This is a genomic window from Phenylobacterium sp., assembly GCF_036563385.1.
Lineage (GTDB): Bacteria > Pseudomonadota > Alphaproteobacteria > Caulobacterales > Caulobacteraceae > Phenylobacterium.
The window spans coordinates 35914-52858 of record NZ_DATCML010000016.1; the positions used below are offsets into that span (position 1 = coordinate 35914).

Consider the following 16945-nt stretch of genomic DNA (forward strand, 5'->3'; position numbering starts at 1 on the left):
AGGATCAGCCTTCGAGGTCGAGGGCATAGCCCGCGGAGCGGACCGTGCGGATCGGGTCGCCGCCCTCCGATGCGTTGAGCGCCTTGCGCAGCCGGCCGATGTGCACGTCCACTGTCCGGGCTTCCACGTAGACGTCCGAACCCCAGACGGCGTCCAGCAGCTGCTCGCGGGAAAAGACGCGCCCGGGGTGCTGCATGAAGTGGTCGAGCAGGCGGAACTCGGTGGGCCCGAGGTGAACCTCCTGGCCGCCGCGCTTCACCCGGTGGGCGACGCGGTCCATGACGATGTCGCCGCAGCGCACGCGATCCTCCGCCAGACCGGGGCGCAGGCGGCGCAGCACGGCGCGGACGCGGGCGGCCAGTTCGGTCATCGAGAACGGCTTCACCACATAGTCGTCGGCCCCGGTGTCGAGGCCGCGAATACGGTCGCTCTCCTCGCCGCGGGCGGTGAGCATGATGATCGGCACATTGCGCGCCTCCGGCCGCTGGCGGATCCGCCGGCAGACCTCGATGCCCGAGACCTTGGGCAGCATCCAGTCCAGCACGATGAGATCCGGCAGGCGCTCGTCGACGAGCAAGAGGGCCTCCTCGCCGTCGCCGGCCAGGACGACGTCGTAGCCCTCCTTCTCGAGGTTGTAGTGCAGGAGAGTGGCCAGGCTGTCCTCGTCCTCGACCACCAGGATGCGGGGCTGCAAGCGGGGTCCTCCTTACGCCGTGAACGCGTCGGTCTTGGGACGCGCCTGGACCATCTCTTCGCCGGTGTTCTCGTAGCAGACCATCTCGGCGATGTTGGTGGCGTGGTCGCCGATCCGCTCCAGGTTCTTGGCCACGAACAGCATGTGGGCGCAGGCGGTGATCGTCCGCGGATCGCCCATCATGTAGGTGAGCAGCTCGCGGAACAGGCTGTTGTAGTGCTCGTCGACCTCGTCGTCCTGAGACCAGACGGCAAGCGCGCGCTGCACGTCCGAGCGGGTGTAGGCGTCGAGCACCGAGTTCAGCCGTGCCAGCACCAGCTTGCCCAGGCGCTCCAGCGAGCGGGTCAGCGGCTGCATGGGTTCGGACTCGACGATCACCAGCGTCCGCTTGGCGATGTTCTTGGCCAGGTCGCCGGTGCGCTCCAGCTCGCCCGCGATCTTCATGGCGGCCACGGTGCGGCGCAGGTCGTTAGCCAGCGGCTGGCGAAGCGCGATCAGGCGGATCGCCTTGCGCTCGATCTCCTGCTGCAGGACGTCCAGCTGCTCGTCGCGCTCGACGAGGCTGGAGGCCAGGGCCTGTTCGCGCTTGACGACGGCCTGAATAGCGTCGGCGACCTGCGCCTCGGCCAGGCCGCCCATGCGGGCGCACTCGGCGGTCAGCGTGTTCAGCTCGTCCTCGAAGGACTTGACGATGTGTTCGTGCATCGGAGGCCTCGCTAGCCGAACCGGCCGGTGATGTAGTCCTGGGTGCGGGTGTCCCGCGGGTTGGTGAAGATCTCGTCCGTCGGCCCGGCCTCCACCAGCTTGCCCAGGTGGAAGAAGGCGGTCTTCTGCGAGACGCGGGCCGCCTGCGCCATGGAGTGGGTGACGATGACGATCGTGTACTCCTCGCGCAGTTCGTCCATCAGCTCCTCGATGCGGGCGCTGGCGATGGGGTCGAGGGCGGAGGAGGGTTCGTCCATCAGGATCAGCTCGGGCTTCACGGCGATGGCGCGGGCGATCACCAGCCGCTGCTGCTGCCCCCCGGAGAGGCCGGAGCCCGACTGGTGCAGCCGGTCCGAAACCTCGTTCCACAGGCCGGCGCGCTTCAGCGAGGTTTCGACGACGGCGTCGAGCTCGGACTTGGAGGTGGCCAGCCCATGAATGCGGGGGCCGTAGGCCACGTTCTCGTAGATGCTCTTTGGGAACGGGTTCGGCTTCTGGAAGACCATGCCGACGCGCGCCCGCAGCAGCACCGGATCCAGCGCGCGATCGTTGACGTCCTCGCCGTCCAGCTCGATCGAGCCCTGCACCCGTGCGCCGACGATGGTGTCGTTCATGCGATTGATGCAGCGCAGGAAGGTGGACTTCCCGCAGCCTGACGGCCCGATCAGGGCGGTCACGGCGCGCTCCGGCACGTCGAGCGAGACGTCGAACAGGGCCTGCTTGTCCCCGTAGAAGACGCTGACGTTACGGGCGCGGACCTTCACGGGTCGCGGCGGGACGCTCGCCGACTGTACGTCGACAGAGATGTGCGGATTGAGGTTCATGGCGCTCACCAGCGACGTTCGAACCGGCGGCGCACCAGGATGGCCGCCAGGTTCATGAGGATCATGAAGACGAGCAGGACGAGGATCGCCGCCGCCGTCCGTTCGTGGAAGGCGCGCTCGGACGCGTTCTCCCAGATAAAGATCTGCACCGGCAGAACCGTGGCCCCTTCGGTGAAGCCAGCGGGCACGCCGGGCACAAAGGAGACCATGCCGATCATCAGCAGGGGCGCGGTCTCGCCGAGCGCATGGGCCAGGCTGAGGATGGCGCCGGTCATCACACCCGGCATTGCGAGGGGCAGGACGTGGTGGAAGACGGTCTGGGTGCGCGAGGCCCCCACCGCCAGCGCCGCTTCGCGGATCGACGGCGGCACGGCCTTCAGCGAGGCGCGGGTGGCGATGATCACCGTAGGCAGGCTCATCAGGGCGAGCACCAGCCCGCCGACCAGCGGAGAGGAGCGGGGCACGGCCAGCCAGTTGATGAACACCGCCAGACCCAGAAGCCCGTAGACGATGGAGGGCACGGCGGCGAGGTTGTTGATGTTCACCTCGATGATGTCGGTCCACCGGTTCTTCGGCGCGAATTCCTCGAGGTAGACCGCGGCCAGCATGCCGATCGGCACAGCCAGGGCTGCGGTCACGATCAGCATCAGTGCGGAGCCCACCACCGCCCCAAGCACGCCCGCCTGCTCGGGCTCGGTGGAGTCGGAGCGGGTGAGGAAGCCGAGGTTGAAGCTGGAGGAGACCATGCCCTGGGCCTTCATCTTGTCGAGCCAGGCCAGTTGGCGGTCGTCGAGCTTGCGGTCCGCCTCGGGGGTCGCGCGATCCAGCTCGCCTTTGAAGTAAAGTCCGGCGTCGGCGCCGAGCGGACCCGTGACGGTCACCGTCCGGCCGATCAGGCCGGGGTCGGCGCGGACCTGGTCGAGGATCTGGAAGCCCAGGTCGTTGGAGAGCAGTTCCTTCAGCTCGCCCGAGGTCTCGCCGAACTCGTCGTCGGTTTCCCCCAGCTTCGCCAGCACCGCCTCGGCGACCATCTGGTCGTAGTTCGCGCCCGTGATGTCCGCGCGGTCCACGCGCGCCGGATCCACCAGCACCGGCACGCTGATCCGGTAATCCACGAAAGTCGTGTAGCCCTGGAGGGCGATGCGCCCGATCAGGATGGTGAGGAAGGCGAGCGCCACCAGGATGGCCAGGCGGCCATACCACATGAAGCGCGTCTCCTGCGCGCGGCGGCGCTTCAGCCGCGCCTCCGCCAGGCTGCGCCGTTCAGCGGCGGTCGCCGCGGTGGGAAGGGCGGCGTCAGTCATACTGTTCCCGGTACTTCTGGACGATGCGGAGAGCGACGACGTTGAGCGCCAGCGTCACGACGAAGAGCGTCAGGCCGAGTCCGAAGGCAGACAGCGTCTTGGGGCTGTCGAATTCCTGGTCCCCGGTGAGCAGGGTGACGATCTGCACGGTCACGGTGGTCACCGTGTCCAGCGGATTGAAGGTGGTGCGCGCCTGCAGGCCCGCGGCCATGGTGACGATCATGGTCTCGCCGATCGCGCGCGAGACGCCCAGCAGCAGGGCGCCGACGATGCCCGGAAGCGCGGCCGGAAGGACCACCTTCTTCACGGTCTCGGAGCGGGTCGCCCCCATCGCCAGGCTGCCGTCGCGCAGCGACTGGGGCACGGCGTTGAGGATGTCGTCCGACAGCGAGGAGACGAACGGGATCAGCATGATCCCCATGACCGCCCCGGCTACCAGCGCCATCTGGTTCTGCACTTGCGCGAGGTAGAGCCCGAGCTCGTTGAACGGCCCCCCCACCAGGCGCTCGCCGATGGCGTTGAAGAAGCCGCGGAACAGTGGCCCAACGGTCAGCGCGGCGAAGAAGCCGTAGACCACCGTCGGCACCCCGGCGAGGATCTCCAGCAGCGGTTTGACGACCGCCCGGGTCCAGCCGCTGGCGTATTCCGAGAGATAGATGGCCGAGAACAGGCCGATCGGCGCGGCCACGGCCATGGCGATCAGCATGATTAGGAAGGTGCCCACGAAGAGCGGCACGGCGCCGAAGGCGCCCTCGGCCGCGACCTGGTCGGCGCGGATGGCGATCTGCGGGTCCCACTGGGTCCCGAACAGGAAGTGCAGCGGCGATACGGCCTGGAAGAAGCGCAGGCTCTCATAGGCCAGCGAGGCGACGATGCCGACGGTGGTGAGTACGGCCACCACCGAACAGATGAGCAGCAGGCCCGCCAGCCATCCTTCGACCCGGTTGCGGGCCCGGAACGCCGGCGACAGTCGCCGCCAGGCCAGAACGAAGCCGCCGGCGGCCAGCACCGCCGCCAGGGCGAGCGCGCCTAGCCGCAGGCCCTGGTCGAGGCTGCGGGCCTCGGCCGCCTCGGCGTCCAGCGCGGCCTGCTGCGCGGGGTCGTAGATGGTCTCGCTGGGCTGCGCGCCCCGCGCGATAGCCCGCACGTCGTCGAAGAACACCTGTTGCTGCTGGGCGGTCATGGCGGTGACCGCAGGCGGCGCGTCGACCCGCAGGAGTGCGGCCTCGAGCCGGCCGGCGAAAGCCATGTGCAGGATGAGCACCAGCAGCGCCGGGACGGTCGCCCACAGCGCGACGTAGGCGCCATGATAGCCGGGGCGGGAATGGCTCTCGCCCGACTGGCCGGCGAGCCGTCGGCGGCCCAGGACGTAGGTCGCCGCCGAGAAGAGGAGAAGCGCCGCCAGCGCAGCCCAGGTGATCATGCCGGGTCCCACTTGCCGCGGGGACGCCCCCGCCGGACCCGGGCGGTATGCTACAGTCTCATGACACTTTGACGACAGCCGCCGGGGCGGCCTGCGAGGCAGGCGCGGCGGCCTGGGGGAAGTAGACCGTGAACGTCGTCCCCTGCCCCTGGGCGCTTTCCACGGCCAGGCCGCCCCGGTGGCGATTGGCGATGTGCTTGACGATGGCCAGACCGAGCCCGGTGCCCGAGCGCTCGCCGCTCTTCTGGCCCTCGACGCGGTAGAACCGCTCCGTCAGCCGGGGCAGGTTCTCGCGGGCGATGCCGGCGCCCTCGTCGGCCACCCGCAAGGCGACGTAGCGGGCATACGGCTCGTCGGGCGTCAGCAGCGGCAGGCGCGCCGCGTCAGCTCGGCGGCCGGCCGCCGCGGCGTCGGCGTTCAAGCCGGCGTCCAGGCCGATGCGCACCACACCGCCCGGTCTCGAGTACTTCAGCGCATTGTCCACAAGGTTCTGGACCACCTGAACGATCTGGTCGCGGTCGCCGGTGATCAAGGCCGAGCCCGGCGCGGTCACTTCAAACCGGACCTCGCGTTCCTGGGCGATAGGCGCGGCGGCGTCGAGCACGTCGGATACGGCGCCGGCCAGATCGACCTGGCCGGACGGGGCCACGTGCTCGTTCAGCTCGATGCGCGACAGCGACAGCAGGTCGTCGATCAAGCGGCGCATGCGCTCGGCCTGGGCCTGCATGATGCCGAGGAATCGGTCCCGCGCGGCGGCGTCGTCACGGGCATGGCCGCGAAGGGTTTCGATGAACCCGGAGAGCGACGCGAGCGGGGTGCGCAACTCATGGCTGGCGTTTGCGAGGAAATCGACCCGCGTCCGCTCCAGACGATGGAATTCGGTCTCGTCGCGGAACACCAGAAGCGCCAGCCGCCGTCCGTTGAGCGCCAGCCCCAGGGGGCGGGCATAGGCGCGCAGCACGCGCGCCTGAGCCCCGCCGCGGTCGTGCAGGGCCTCGGCGTCGCGTCCTTCGAACAGCGCCTCGTCCACCGCCCGCAGGACCGCGGGGTCCCGGGTGGCGCTGATCAGGAGTCCCTCGCTGCGGCTGACGCCGAGCAACTCACGGGCCGCCGGATTGGCGAAGATGAACCGCCGGCTGGTGAAGTCATCGGCCTCGCCGGCAGAGACCACCAGGATCGGATCCGGCAGGACGCTGATCAGGGTGGAGAACGGCGGAGCCTCGTCCGCCTGTTCGGCCGACGCGCGGAGGAACGCCTGGAACCTCGCCTCCGCCGAACGATCCACCAGCACCATGACGATGGCCGCCGCGAAGGCGATCAGCGCGCCGCCGAAAGCCGCCTCCGAGATGGTCAGGCTGCCCAGGATCGCGAGCACCAGGAGAACCACGAGCCCTGCCCCGGCCACGGCGAGCAGCGGCCAGCGGGGCGCCTGCTCGGGGGCGCGCGGCGGTGTGGCAGGCAAGACGATTCCTCCTTGGGGCGGAGTCTCCAGCATCTCCAGCCGTGTGTCACGGCGATGACAGCGCGCTCGGATTACGCGGGAACCAACCTTTGCCGTTACCGTTCCAGTCCGTTCGGGACATTCCACTCGCCATGACCAACGTCAAAGCAGCGCAGCGCGCAGGCCGAGCCCTGGACGCAGAGCACGCCACCGACGACCCCTTTGCAGCGGCGATCCGCGGCACGCGGATGCCCATCGTGATCACCGATGCGAGGCAGGCCGACAACCCGATCATCTTCGCCAACGACGCCTTCCTCGGCCTCACCGGTTATGGCCGGGAAGAGGTGATCGGCCGCAACTGCCGCTTCCTGCAGGGGCCTGAAACCGACCCGGCGACGCTGGCGCAGGTGCGCGACAGCCTGGCCGCGGGCCAGGACGTGACGGTGGAGCTCGCCAACTACCGCAAGGATGGCCGGCTGTTCTGGAACCAGCTCTTCGTCAGCCCGGTGCGGAACGACGCCGGCGAGATTGTCTACTTCTTCGGCTCGCAGTTCGACGTGACCGCCCGCCGCGCGGCGCAGGACGCCGAGCGCGAGCACCTGAAGAGCGACATCCACGTGCGGGCCCGCGAACTGGAGGCGGCCCTGGAGCAGAAGACCAGCCTGCTGCACGAGGTCGATCACCGGGTGAAGAACAACCTGCAGCTGATCTCGTCGCTGCTGCTCCTGCAGACCCGGCGGACGCCGGAGGAGAGCACCCGCAAGGCGCTGCGCAGCATGCTCGAGCGTGTCGGCGCCATCGCCACGGTTCACCGGCGGCTGTTCCAGGGGGGAGACGTGCAGCGCTTTGACGTCGCCGACTTCCTGCGTGATCTGGCCGCCGATCTGGCGGCGTCGGCGCGCCGCGACGACCTGCAGCTGCGCCTGGACCTGGAACCCGTCGCGGTGCCGGCCAGCCAGGCCGCTCCTCTGGCCCTGCTCGCCAACGAGCTGGTCTCGAACGCGCTCAAGCACCCCTATCCCGAAGGAACCCCCGGGGTGGTCACCGTCGCGGTGCGGCGATACCCCGAGGCCTTCGACCTGGTGGTCGCCGATACCGGGCCCGGCCTCCCGCCGCCAACCGAGCGCAACGGCTTCGGCCTGACCATCATCCAGCTGCTCGCCCAGCAGCTTAAGGCCAAGCTCGTGTTCGAGGACACGCAACCCGGGCTTCGTGCGGTCGTTACGATGCCGACGCCTCCGTGAGCCCCATGTCCTCCGAACCGCCCCTGAACATCCTGATCGTCGAAGACGAGGTCCTGCTCGCGGTGGAGCTGCAGTTCATCGTGCGCGAGGTGGGCTGTCGTGACGTGGGGTTGGCGATGAGCTCGGACGAGGCGGTGGAGCTCGCGAGCCAGCTTACACCCGACCTCGCCCTCGTGGACGTGCACCTGCAGGACGGACCGACGGGCGTGGACGCGGCGCGGCGGATCGCCTGCGACTGCGGCGCCGTGGTTCTGTTCATGACCGCCAACGTTCTGCGCCTGCCGGAGGACTTCGCCGGCGCCTGCGGGGTGGTCGGGAAGCCGTACTCCGAGCACGGCGTGAAGCTGGCGCTGAGCTATCTCGAGACGTGCCTGAGACAGGGCCAGGCGCCGGGACCGCCGCCGATCGGGCTCCACCTGTCGCCCGCTTACCAGCGCCGTTGGGGCGCGGATTACGCGATGACGGCCTGAACCTTGGAAAAGTGGGCAGACATCATCGGAACCGGCGCAGCGCTCTGCTCCATGCTGAGCTTCACGCCCCAGATCGTGAAGATCTGGCGCGAGCGGGACGCCTCGTCGATCTCGCTGCGGATGTTCATGCTGACGGTGACCGGCTTCGTGCTTTGGACGCTTTACGGCGTGCTGATCCGCAGCTGGCCGGTGATGGGGGCCAACGCCGTCTGCCTGGTGCTGTCGGCGACCATCCTGACCCTGAAATGGCGCTTCAGCCGTCGCGCCTGAGGGCTGCGGCGCCCCGCCCCTAGCCATGCACGCCGCCTGGCCTTAAGCCTCCCGCCGTTTTCGCCACGCTGCGGACAAAGGGGCGCAAGGGCATGAGCAACCGGTTGGAGTTGGCGGAAGCGGCGCTGAAGGCCGGTCGCTCGTCCGAGGCTGTCGAGCACCTCACCGCCGCGATCGACGAGGATCCGGCCCGACCGGCCCAGGTCTACCGCGTGCTCCTGGTCCAGCTGTACCGCCAGGGTCGCTACGCCGAAGGGGAGAGCTGGGCGGCCAAGGCCGTGGAACGCTACCCCCGCGATTTCGAGATCTGGAACGTCCGCGGCGTGCTGCTCCGGCAGCTCAAGCGATACGACGAGGCGTTGAAGGCGCTGGACCAGGCGTCACGGCTGCAGCCGAAGAACATGGCCCCGCTCAGCAACCGCGGAAATGTCCTGCTGGACATGGGCGAGCCGGCGCGCGCTGAGGCGGTATTCGCCAAGCTGGTGCGGCTTTCGCCGCGAGACGCGGAGCTGCAGCGGCAGTACGGGCGGGCCCTGCACCGGCAGGGCAAGCGCGAACCGGCCATGCTGCGGTTCCGGCAGGCGACCAGCCTCGACAAGACGCTGATCGACGCCTGGCTCGACCTTTCCGGGTGCCTGGATGAGCAGCACCGGCCGCGCGAGGCGGAGGAGGTTCTCGACAGGGCGATCGCCGCCAACCCGACCAGCACCAAGCTGCTCGAGGCCAAGGCGGTGCTCCTGCGTCGGGCCGGCGAGAACCGCCGCGCGGAAGCCTACCTGAACGAGCTGAGCCCGAAGTTCGGCGGCGAGGCGTGGCTGCATGGCCAGCTGGGGTCCGTGCTCACCGATATCGACCGGGAGCGCGCGAACGGGCATCTGCGGCGCGCGGTCGAGCTCGCGCCCGACCGGCTCGACTACCGGATGTCGCTGATCGAGAGCCTGGAGCGCACCCGCTCCGGCGACGAGGGCGCGAACATCGAGGAAGCCTACCAGCTGATCCGGGATGCGCTGCAGCAGAAGCAGGCCTTCACGGCGGCGCACTCGAAGATCGCCAACGAGGTGCTGATCCGGGTGTGCGCCTTCGACGAGATGGACCAGCTGGGCGACTTCCGCACCCTTGGCCGGCAGTGGGCGGAGACGGGCCGGCACACCGCCCTGCTGAAGCAGCTCGCCCGGGTGAAGACGCACGAGGACCGGCTGGAGCTCGTGGAACAGCACCGCATCTGGGGTCGCACCATCGAGGCGACGGCCAAGAGCGTGCCCATCAAGCGTCCCCCGCCGGCGCCGCGGAGCGGCAAGATCCGCCTGGGCTTCATGTCCTCCGACCTGCGACAGCACCCGGTGGGGTACTTCGCCCTGCCGCTGTTCGATCACGTCGACCGCGACCGCTTCGAGGTGTTCGTCTACTCCTACTACCTGGGCCAGGAGGATCCGCTTCAGCGCTACATCGCCGAGCAGGTCAGCGCCTATCGCTGGTGGCCCGACATCACGCCACGCGACGCGGCCGAGAGGATCGCGGAGGACCAGCTCGACATCCTCATCGAACTGGGCGGCTCGACCTACATGAACCGGCTCGAGGTGATGGCCTGGCGCCCCGCCCCGCTGCAGGCGAGCTGGCTGGGCTACCCCCATTCCGCAGGGCTCTCGACGATCGACTACTTCGTCTGCGACCCCTATTCCAAACCTGACAAGCCCGACCTGCTGGTGGAGAAGCCGCTGGTGATGCCGCACACCTGGCTTGCGCTGGGCCGGGCGGTGTTCGCCGACCAGCACCCGGTCGCCGACGGCCTGCCGGAGGAGCGCAACGGCTTCATCACCTTCGGAACGGCCAACAATCCGCACAAATATGGCCGCGAGGTGCTGCGCGCCTGGGCGCGGGTCACCGCCAGCGTGCCGCAGGCCCGCTTCGCCTTTGTGCGCCCGGAGGGCGGCACGGCGACCTTCCGGAAGAACGTCCTGGCCGAGTTCGCCGCCGAAGGCGTGTCCGAGGACCGGGTGATCTTCCACACCGTGCGCGGGCGGCACATGCCGTTCTACAACGAGATCGACATCACCCTGGACCCCTTCCCGCTCACCGGCGGCACCACGACCACCGAGTCGCTGTGGATGGGCGTTCCCTTGGTCAGCCTGCGCGGCGAGGCGTTCTTCGAGCGGCTGAGCTACTCGATCCTGTCCAACGCCGGACTGGGCGACCTCTGCGCCACGTCGCTGGAGGAGTACCAGGCGATCGCCCACAGGCTGGTGGACGACCGCGAGCGCCGGCGCGCGCTGCGCCAGAGCCTGCGCGAGACCATCCGACAGAGCCCGCTCGGCCAGACGGAGACCTGGGCCCGCGACTTCTACGACATGGTGGCGCGCGCCGTTGAGAGCGATCAGCCCGCGAAGGCCCGCGCCTAGAGCCGGAAATATTCCTGCAGCAGGTCCTCGGGCCGCGGGCTGAAGGCCAGGCCTTCGGCCGCGCGGAACACCATCTGGCCGGCCGGCGTGCGCCTGTTGATCACGCTCGTGCCCTGGCTGATGACGCAGTCGTTCTCCACCACCGAGCGGCCGATCACCGCGGTGTTGGGATAGAGCACCACCCGGTCGCCGATGACCGGGATCTGGTCCTTGTGTCGACCGACGGTGGAGTTCTGGTAGAGCACCAGGTAGTTGCCGTAGGTCGCCTTGGCCAAGACGATGCCGACGCTGTGGCCGATGTAGAACACCTCCGGCATGGCGATCTCGTAGAACAGGTCGATGCCGTTGAAGGCCTTGTTCATCAGGAACAGGCGCGTCGGCGCGGCGGTGTCGCCCGAGCGCCTCCAGATCGTGTTGCTGAGGTAGTAGAGATAGATGCAGTGCTGCGAGGACTGCAGCACGTTGAACTGGTCCGGGCGCCACGGCGCGCAGGCGTTGATGCAACGGTGGAGCCGTTCCAGCGCCTCGTCCAGGTGGGCGTCGACGACGGTCCGGAACGCCGCGTCCTGTCCGTCCGGGACGACGTGGGCGCACTGGCGCACGGTGTAGTCCAGCAGGGACTCGCGGCTATGGTCGACCAGCTTCACGGGGCGAGGCCCTCCAGATAGGCCCGGACGACGTCGCGGACGGGGCGCGGGTGGACACCGAGCCGGCGCAGCTTGTCGATCCGGGCGTTGGGCGGCGGCGGCGGCTCCGCCTCGCCAGCGAAGGCGATTTCCCAGCCGGCGGCGCGGAAAACCCCGGCGATCTCGGCGTTCGACACCAGTTCGCCGCTGGCCAGATTGACGATGCCCGCCGGCTCACCGCTCGCCATGGCCACCAGGGCTTCCACCACGTCGTCCAGGTGGATGTAGTCGCGGCGGATGTGCGGACTGGACTCCAGGCGCAGCGACCGCTCGCGCCGGGCGCGGATCAGCCATTCGGACAGGAAGCCCGGCGCGCCGTCCGCCCAGTCATAGACATTCGCCAGCCGCGCCACGGCGCCGCGGCCGCCGGTGCGGGCGACGGTGATGTTCTCGCCCAGGGCCTTGGAGAGGTCGTAGACCCGGCGCGGGTCGCGGGGATCGAACAGCAGGGGCTCGTCCTCGCCCACCTCGGCGCGCAGCTGACCATCGTAGAGCCGCGTGGACGACAGGTAGATCAGCCGCTCGAACCGCCCCTGCCGGGCGATCTCGCTGACCAGGCTGGCGTGCGCGGCCACGGTGTCGAACGGCCGGCGGTCGTAGTCGGCGGTCAGGCCTGCGCAGTAGAACACGACGCCCAGGTCGCGGCCGAGCAGCTCCGGGTCGCCCTTGGCCGGCGCATAGAGGTCCCAGCCTTCGGTTCTCAGGCGGGCGTGCAGGCGCTGGCCGACGAACCCCGGTGCGCCAACGATGGTCGCCTGCCGGCCCAAGGCGTTCAGAGGCCGCCGATGGGATGGTGCAGCGCCGGGTCCTTGTGGCGCAGGTATTTGGGGCTGACGTCGCGGACGATCCGGTAGCCGGGGTTGTCGAACACCGACGCGTCCTTCACCGCCACCATGTTGAACCCGTGCGGCGGGCCCTCCAGGTAGACGGCGTCGGCCGGGATCAGCTCCACGGGCCTGCCCGCCAGGTCGTAGTTCGAGTTGAAATCTCTAAGCGCAAAGAGCGTGTAGCCGTGGCCGGTGAGCAGGCGGGCGATGTCCGTCTCCAGCAGGCCGTGGGTCCAGTCCACGTAATGGCGATGCACCTCGAACAGGATGTCGGGCGCCTCGCCCGCGGGCCGGGCCAGGAACGGCTCGGCGCCCTTCAGCGCCCCGAGCTCCGCGCCTTCGATGTCGAGCACGATCAAGTCCAGGCGGTCGACGCCGGCGGCCTGGAGATAGTCGGCGATGGTCACCGTACGGAAGCTGTCGTCGGCGCCCTCGTCCGCCGCTTCGGCGCTGGCGAAGCTGTCGTAGCCCACGAGCTTCAGGTTGGTGGAGCTGTCGTGCCACAGGCCCTCGGGGCGCGGCCGGATGTTGCCCAGGCCGTTGATCTCGGCGTTGCGGGCCAGCATGGCGCGCTGCTGGCTGTTGGGCTCGAAGGCGTGCACCACGCCGCCGCGCTGCGCCACCTCTCGGGCGATCAGCACCGCGTGGTCGCCGAAGTAGGCGCCGCCGATCACCACCTGCTGGGCGCGCCGGGCGAGGTCCACCAGGATGCGGCTGGTCATCGGCTCCCAGGCGTGGTCGGGCGCCTCGGGCGTCGACATCACGAAGTCGCGGGCGATCTTGGAGCGGTAGAGGAACTCGAAGGTGACGCCGCTGGAGAGGGTCTTGCGCACCACCTGGTCATCGTCGAACAGGGCGTCGACCAGCGGGCCGGTGAGCTCTTCGCGGACGTCGACGCCCGGGGCCTGCACCTGGCCTTCGAAGGCGATCAGCTGGCGGACGAAAGCCTGGCGCCAGTCTTCCTTCTCCGCGATGCGCGAGAGCGCCTCGATCGCCTTTTCCTGAGCCATCAGTCTGTACCTGTCCTTGTTCGGCGCTTCCTAGCAGATCGCGCCTGGGAGCTTTAGCCCCGGTAGTCGGGGTAGCCCGCGTCGCGGGCGGAGATCAGGATGGGGGCCGTGGGCCAGGCGACGCCGAACGCCGGATCGTCCCAGCGGACCCCCGCCTCGTGGCCCGGGCGGTAGGCCGGGCTGATCTGGTAGAGCACGTCGGTGTCCGGCTCGAGCGTCAGGAACCCGTGCGCCACCCCCTCCGGGATCAGCAGGGCGCGCAGGTTCTCGGCCGACAGCTCGGTGGCCGTCCAGCGGCGGTGAGTGGGGCTCGCGGGGCGGAGGTCCACGGCGACGTCGAAGATCCGCCCGCGCACGGCTCGCACCAGCTTGGTCTCGGCGTGGGGCGCAGGCTGGTAGTGCAGACCGCGCAGGGTGCCTGCGGTCGGGTTGCGGGACAGGCTGGTCTGGGCCGGCGCGAAGGCGCTCCCCGCGGCGGCGAAGGTGTCGGGGCAGTGCAGCCGCGCGAAGGCCCCCCGCTCGTCGCTGCGCGGCTCGGCGTCGACGATCACGACGCCGTCGATCTCGGTCGGAGAGAACCGCATCAGGGCAGGATCCGGGTCTCCGGCGAGGCGGTGACGAACCGGCCGCCCCACTCCCGGACGTAGTCCAGTTGCCCCATGATCTCGTCCTTGAGGTTCCAGGGCAGGATCACGACATAGTCCGGTCGCACTTCGCGCACCGCTTCCGGCCCGTGGATCGGCACGTGGCTGCCGGGCAGATAGCGGTTTTGCTTGGCCGGGTTGGCGTCGAACGCCGCGACGATGTCGTCCGCGGTCGCGCCGCAATAGTTCAGGAAGGTGTTGCCCTTGGCGGCCGCTCCATAGGCCGCGATGCGCTTGCCCTCGGCCTTGGCCTGCCGGAGGAAGGCCTGGAAGCTGTCGCGGACCGCCTCCACGCGCGGCGTGAACCCGCCGTAGGTCTCGATCCGGTCAAGACCAGCCGCCGCCTCGCGCGCGCGCAGCGCCCGCAGCGCGTCGGTCTCGTCGTGGCCCGAGCCCACATGGCAGACGAACAGTCGCAGCGAACCGCCGTGGGTGGGCAGAAGCTCCACGTCGAACGGCCGCAGGCCGTTGGCCGCGAGCACCTGCTCCACCGTCACCAGCGACAGGTACGAGTAGTGCTCATGGTAGATGGTGTCGAACTGGACCTGCTCGATCAGGTTCAGCAGGTGCGGGAACTCGAAGGTGAGGACGCCCTCGTCCTTCAGCATGCGCCCGAAGCCGGCGACGAAGTCGCCGATCCGCGGCACGTGGGCCAGCACGTTGTTGGCCGCCATCAGGTCGGCCCGGCCGTAGCGGGCGGCGAGCTGCGGGGCCGTCTCAGCGTTGAAGAAAGTCACCTCGCTGCGCACCCCCTTCTGGCGCGCCGCTTCCGCGGTGTTCGCGGTGGGCTCGACCCCCAGCACGGGGATGTCCATGGCCACGAAGTGCTGCAGCAGGTAGCCGTCGTTGCTGGCCACCTCCACCACCAGTGACTCCGGCCCGAGCCCGAAGCGCTCGGTCATGGCCTCGGCGTAGCGCTTGGCGTGCGCAACCCAGCTCGCCGAGAACGATGAGAAGTAGGCGTAGTCGGCGTCGAAGATCGCCTCCGGCGGCACGGCGTCGTCCACCTGCACCAGGAAGCAGCGGCCACAGACCCGGGCGTGCAGCGGCCAGGCCTGTTCGGTTCCGGCGTCGAGCTGCTCGCGGGTCAGGTAGGCGTTGGCCACCGGCTGGCGGCCGAGGTCGAGGAAGGTGTGGGTGAGCGGGGCGCCGCAGAAGCGGCAGGCGGGCGTCGTCATGCGCGGGCTTCGTACCCCTCGATCTGTTCGAGGCAAAGCGCGCGCGCGTCCTCCCCGTTCGCCTGGCGGCGGTACCAGTCCATGGTCAGCTGCACCGCCTCGGGGGCGTCGAGCCGGCTCTCGAAGCCCAGCACCCGCTTGGCCAGGCTGGCGTCAATGGCCAGTGACCTGGCTTCCAGGGAGTTCGGATCCGGCTCGTGCCGCCAGGGCTGGGCGCCCAGCCCCTCGACGCCGAGGCTCGCCAGTTCCCCCACCGTCACTTCCGATCCGCCCGCGCGGGGCCCGAAGTTCAGGGCCCGCGGCGCGTCTGGCCGGGTGGCCAGCGCCTGGGCGTGCACGAGGTAGCCGGCCACGCAGTCCAGCACGTGCTGCCAGGGACGCGTCGCCTCCGGATGGCGCAGCACCACCGGTTCCTGGCTGCGTGCGGCCCGCACGATGTCGGCCACCAGCCGGTCGCGCGAGAAATCGCCGCCGCCGATGACGTTGCCGCCGCGGGCCGTGGCGACCGGGACGCCGGCGTTGTCGAAGTAGCTGCGGGCGAAACTGGCGGCGACGATCTCGGTAGCCGCCTTGGACGCCGAATAGGGGTCTTTGCCGCCGAGCGCGTCGCCCTCCTGGAAGGCCTTGCCCGTCTCGCTGTTGGCGTAGACCTTGTCCGAGGTGATCACCAGCACGGCCTGCAGCGCGGGCTGGCCACGCAGCGCCTGCAGGAGGTGCGCGGTCCCCATGATGTTGGTGGCGAACGTCGCCACCGGGTCCTCGATGGCCGTGCGCACGATCGGCTGGGCGGCCATGTGCAGGACGACGTCCAGGCGCTGAGCGGACAGCGCCGCCTCCACGGCCGGCAGGTCCCGCAGGTCCACCAGCCGCGACTGCGTCACGGCCGCCACCCCGGCCAGTTCGAACAGGCTGGGCTGCTGGTCCGGCGCGAGCGCCAGGCCGGTCACCTCGGCGCCCATTCGCTGCAGCCAGAGCGCCGCCCACGCGCCCTTGAACCCGGTATGGCCCGTCAGCAGGACGCGCTTGCCGGCCCAGAAGGCCGGATCTACCTGCGCCACGGGGCCTCGCCGGAGGCCCACAGGCCTTCCAGGATGTTCTTGTCGCGCAGGGTGTCCATCGGAGCCCAGAAGCCCGTGTGGCGGAACGCCATCAGCTGCCCGTCGGCCGCAAGCCCTGTCAGCGGTTCCTGCTCCCAGATCGTGGCGTCCCCCTGGATCCGCTCGATCACCTTCGGATTGAGCACGAAGAAGCCGCCGTTGATCAGGCCATTGTCGCCGGGCGGCTTTTCGATGAACCGCTGCACCTGGCCGTCGACGATCTCCAGCGCCCCGTAGCGCCCGGGCGGTATGACCGCGGTCACCGTGGCGTCCTTGCCGTGGCTGCGGTGGAACTCGGCGGCCTTGCGAAGGTCGAGGTCGGCGACGCCGTCCCCGTAAGTCATGAAGAACGGCTGGTCGGGTTCGAGGTATCGCGCCACGCGCTTCAGGCGGCCGCCCGTCATGGTCTCTTCGCCGGTGTCGACCAGGGTGACGCGCCAGGGCTCGTGGTTGGTGGCGTGGTACTCCAGCGCGCCGGAGGCGAGATCGACGGTGAGGTCGGCGTTGTGGAGGACGTAGTTGGCGAAGTACTCCTTCACCACGTAGCCCTTGTAGCCGAGGCAGATGACGAAGTCGTTGAAGCCGTAGTGCGAGTACAGCTTCATGATGTGCCAGAGGATCGGCCGGCCGCCGATCTCGATCATCGGTTTCGGCTTGAGATGGCTCTCCTCGGAGATGCGTGTGCCGAGACCGCCGGCCAGGATCACCGTCTTCATCTGGACCTTACACCGT

17 protein-coding genes are annotated in these 16945 nt (G+C 69.5%); 4 read left to right on the forward strand and 13 right to left on the reverse strand.

The window, feature by feature from the left end:
- Nucleotides 1-4 precede the first annotated feature (4 nt).
- Genes phoB through VIL67_RS17780 form a run of 6 tightly spaced genes read right to left on the reverse strand, consistent with a single transcriptional unit; the run spans nucleotide 5 to nucleotide 6412 of the window.
- The gene (phoB, locus tag VIL67_RS17755) at nucleotides 5-694 is read right to left on the reverse strand and encodes a phosphate regulon transcriptional regulator PhoB (RefSeq protein WP_332050254.1); all 690 of its coding nucleotides are present in this window, start codon (nucleotides 692-694) and stop codon (nucleotides 5-7) included.
- 12 nt (nucleotides 695-706) lie between these two features.
- Nucleotides 707-1399 (reverse strand): phosphate signaling complex protein PhoU, encoded by a 693-nt coding sequence (gene phoU / locus VIL67_RS17760; RefSeq protein WP_332050255.1) that lies wholly within the window; start codon nucleotides 1397-1399, stop codon nucleotides 707-709.
- Nucleotides 1400-1410: 11 nt separating this feature from the next.
- Nucleotides 1411-2223, reverse strand: a complete 813-nt coding sequence (gene pstB, locus VIL67_RS17765) for a phosphate ABC transporter ATP-binding protein PstB (protein WP_414696221.1) — start codon at nucleotides 2221-2223, stop codon at nucleotides 1411-1413.
- A 5-nt stretch (nucleotides 2224-2228) separates the two neighbouring features.
- Complete coding sequence (gene pstA / locus VIL67_RS17770; RefSeq protein WP_332050256.1) at nucleotides 2229-3527, reverse strand: phosphate ABC transporter permease PstA; 1299 nt, start codon at nucleotides 3525-3527, stop codon at nucleotides 2229-2231.
- Nucleotides 3520-4950, reverse strand: coding sequence for a phosphate ABC transporter permease subunit PstC (gene pstC / locus VIL67_RS17775; protein ID WP_332050257.1), 1431 nt, complete (start codon nucleotides 4948-4950; stop codon nucleotides 3520-3522). Before pstC ends, pstA begins: the two co-directional genes overlap by 8 nt.
- Nucleotides 4951-5008: 58 nt before the next feature.
- The gene (locus tag VIL67_RS17780) at nucleotides 5009-6412 is read right to left on the reverse strand and encodes an ATP-binding protein (protein WP_332050258.1); all 1404 of its coding nucleotides are present in this window, start codon (nucleotides 6410-6412) and stop codon (nucleotides 5009-5011) included.
- Nucleotides 6413-6543: 131 nt separating this feature from the next.
- Between VIL67_RS17780 and VIL67_RS17785 the strand changes: the two genes are divergently transcribed.
- The 4 genes from VIL67_RS17785 (at nucleotide 6544) to VIL67_RS17800 (ending at nucleotide 10771) form a co-directional block, all read left to right on the forward strand.
- Nucleotides 6544-7635, forward strand: a complete 1092-nt coding sequence (locus VIL67_RS17785) for a histidine kinase dimerization/phosphoacceptor domain -containing protein (RefSeq protein WP_332050259.1) — start codon at nucleotides 6544-6546, stop codon at nucleotides 7633-7635.
- Nucleotides 7636-7640: 5 nt separating this feature from the next.
- The gene (locus VIL67_RS17790; protein ID WP_332050260.1) at nucleotides 7641-8105 is read left to right on the forward strand and encodes a response regulator; all 465 of its coding nucleotides are present in this window, start codon (nucleotides 7641-7643) and stop codon (nucleotides 8103-8105) included.
- 3 nt (nucleotides 8106-8108) lie between these two features.
- Nucleotides 8109-8375, forward strand: coding sequence for a SemiSWEET family sugar transporter (locus VIL67_RS17795; RefSeq protein WP_332050261.1), 267 nt, complete (start codon nucleotides 8109-8111; stop codon nucleotides 8373-8375).
- Between the two features lie 92 nt (nucleotides 8376-8467).
- Nucleotides 8468-10771 (forward strand): O-linked N-acetylglucosamine transferase family protein, encoded by a 2304-nt coding sequence (locus tag VIL67_RS17800; protein ID WP_332050262.1) that lies wholly within the window; start codon nucleotides 8468-8470, stop codon nucleotides 10769-10771.
- On the opposite strand, the gene VIL67_RS17805 is transcribed toward VIL67_RS17800, so the two are convergent.
- Genes VIL67_RS17805 through rfbF form a run of 7 tightly spaced genes read right to left on the reverse strand, consistent with a single transcriptional unit; the run spans nucleotide 10768 to nucleotide 16929 of the window.
- Entirely contained in the window at nucleotides 10768-11418 is a 651-nt protein-coding gene (locus VIL67_RS17805; protein ID WP_332050263.1) for an LbetaH domain-containing protein, read from the reverse strand. The two genes, VIL67_RS17800 and VIL67_RS17805, sit on opposite strands and share 4 nt — an antisense overlap.
- Nucleotides 11415-12224: an NAD-dependent epimerase/dehydratase family protein gene (locus VIL67_RS17810; RefSeq protein ID WP_332050264.1), complete on the reverse strand. Its 810-nt coding sequence runs from the start codon at nucleotides 12222-12224 to the stop codon at nucleotides 11415-11417. Before VIL67_RS17810 ends, VIL67_RS17805 begins: the two co-directional genes overlap by 4 nt.
- Nucleotides 12225-12229: 5 nt before the next feature.
- The gene (locus VIL67_RS17815; protein ID WP_332050265.1) at nucleotides 12230-13294 is read right to left on the reverse strand and encodes an FkbM family methyltransferase; all 1065 of its coding nucleotides are present in this window, start codon (nucleotides 13292-13294) and stop codon (nucleotides 12230-12232) included.
- A gap of 53 nt (nucleotides 13295-13347) precedes the next feature.
- Nucleotides 13348-13878 carry a dTDP-4-dehydrorhamnose 3,5-epimerase family protein gene (locus VIL67_RS17820; protein WP_332050266.1) on the reverse strand — a complete coding sequence of 177 codons (531 nt, stop codon included), beginning with the start codon at nucleotides 13876-13878 and terminating at the stop codon, nucleotides 13348-13350.
- Nucleotides 13878-15116 carry a class I SAM-dependent methyltransferase gene (locus tag VIL67_RS17825; protein ID WP_332050267.1) on the reverse strand — a complete coding sequence of 413 codons (1239 nt, stop codon included), beginning with the start codon at nucleotides 15114-15116 and terminating at the stop codon, nucleotides 13878-13880. The genes VIL67_RS17820 and VIL67_RS17825 overlap by 1 nt, the downstream gene beginning before the upstream one ends.
- On the reverse strand, nucleotides 15113-16174 hold the full coding sequence (gene rfbG / locus VIL67_RS17830; RefSeq protein WP_332050268.1) for a CDP-glucose 4,6-dehydratase: 1062 nt from the start codon (nucleotides 16172-16174) through the stop codon (nucleotides 15113-15115). Before rfbG ends, VIL67_RS17825 begins: the two co-directional genes overlap by 4 nt.
- Nucleotides 16162-16929, reverse strand: coding sequence for a glucose-1-phosphate cytidylyltransferase (gene rfbF / locus VIL67_RS17835; RefSeq protein WP_332050269.1), 768 nt, complete (start codon nucleotides 16927-16929; stop codon nucleotides 16162-16164). The genes rfbG and rfbF overlap by 13 nt, the downstream gene beginning before the upstream one ends.
- Nucleotides 16930-16945 lie beyond the last annotated feature (16 nt).

What these genes read in the sequence shown, in the direction of transcription:
- phoU (WP_332050255.1), bottom strand. Translation starts at nt 1,399, where the DNA reads ATGCACGAACACATCGTCAAGTCCTTCGAGGACGAGCTGAACACGCTG.
- pstB (WP_414696221.1), bottom strand. Translation starts at nt 2,223, where the DNA reads ATGAACCTCAATCCGCACATCTCTGTCGACGTACAGTCGGCGAGCGTC.
- pstA (WP_332050256.1), bottom strand. Translation starts at nt 3,527, where the DNA reads ATGACTGACGCCGCCCTTCCCACCGCGGCGACCGCCGCTGAACGGCGC.
- pstC (WP_332050257.1), bottom strand. Translation starts at nt 4,950, where the DNA reads ATGATCACCTGGGCTGCGCTGGCGGCGCTTCTCCTCTTCTCGGCGGCG.
- VIL67_RS17785 (WP_332050259.1), top strand. Translation starts at nt 6,544, where the DNA reads ATGACCAACGTCAAAGCAGCGCAGCGCGCAGGCCGAGCCCTGGACGCA.
- VIL67_RS17790 (WP_332050260.1), top strand. Translation starts at nt 7,641, where the DNA reads ATGTCCTCCGAACCGCCCCTGAACATCCTGATCGTCGAAGACGAGGTC.
- VIL67_RS17800 (WP_332050262.1), top strand. Translation starts at nt 8,468, where the DNA reads ATGAGCAACCGGTTGGAGTTGGCGGAAGCGGCGCTGAAGGCCGGTCGC.
- VIL67_RS17815 (WP_332050265.1), bottom strand. Translation starts at nt 13,294, where the DNA reads ATGGCTCAGGAAAAGGCGATCGAGGCGCTCTCGCGCATCGCGGAGAAG.
- VIL67_RS17820 (WP_332050266.1), bottom strand. Translation starts at nt 13,878, where the DNA reads ATGCGGTTCTCTCCGACCGAGATCGACGGCGTCGTGATCGTCGACGCC.
- VIL67_RS17825 (WP_332050267.1), bottom strand. Translation starts at nt 15,116, where the DNA reads ATGACGACGCCCGCCTGCCGCTTCTGCGGCGCCCCGCTCACCCACACC.
- rfbF (WP_332050269.1), bottom strand. Translation starts at nt 16,929, where the DNA reads ATGAAGACGGTGATCCTGGCCGGCGGTCTCGGCACACGCATCTCCGAG.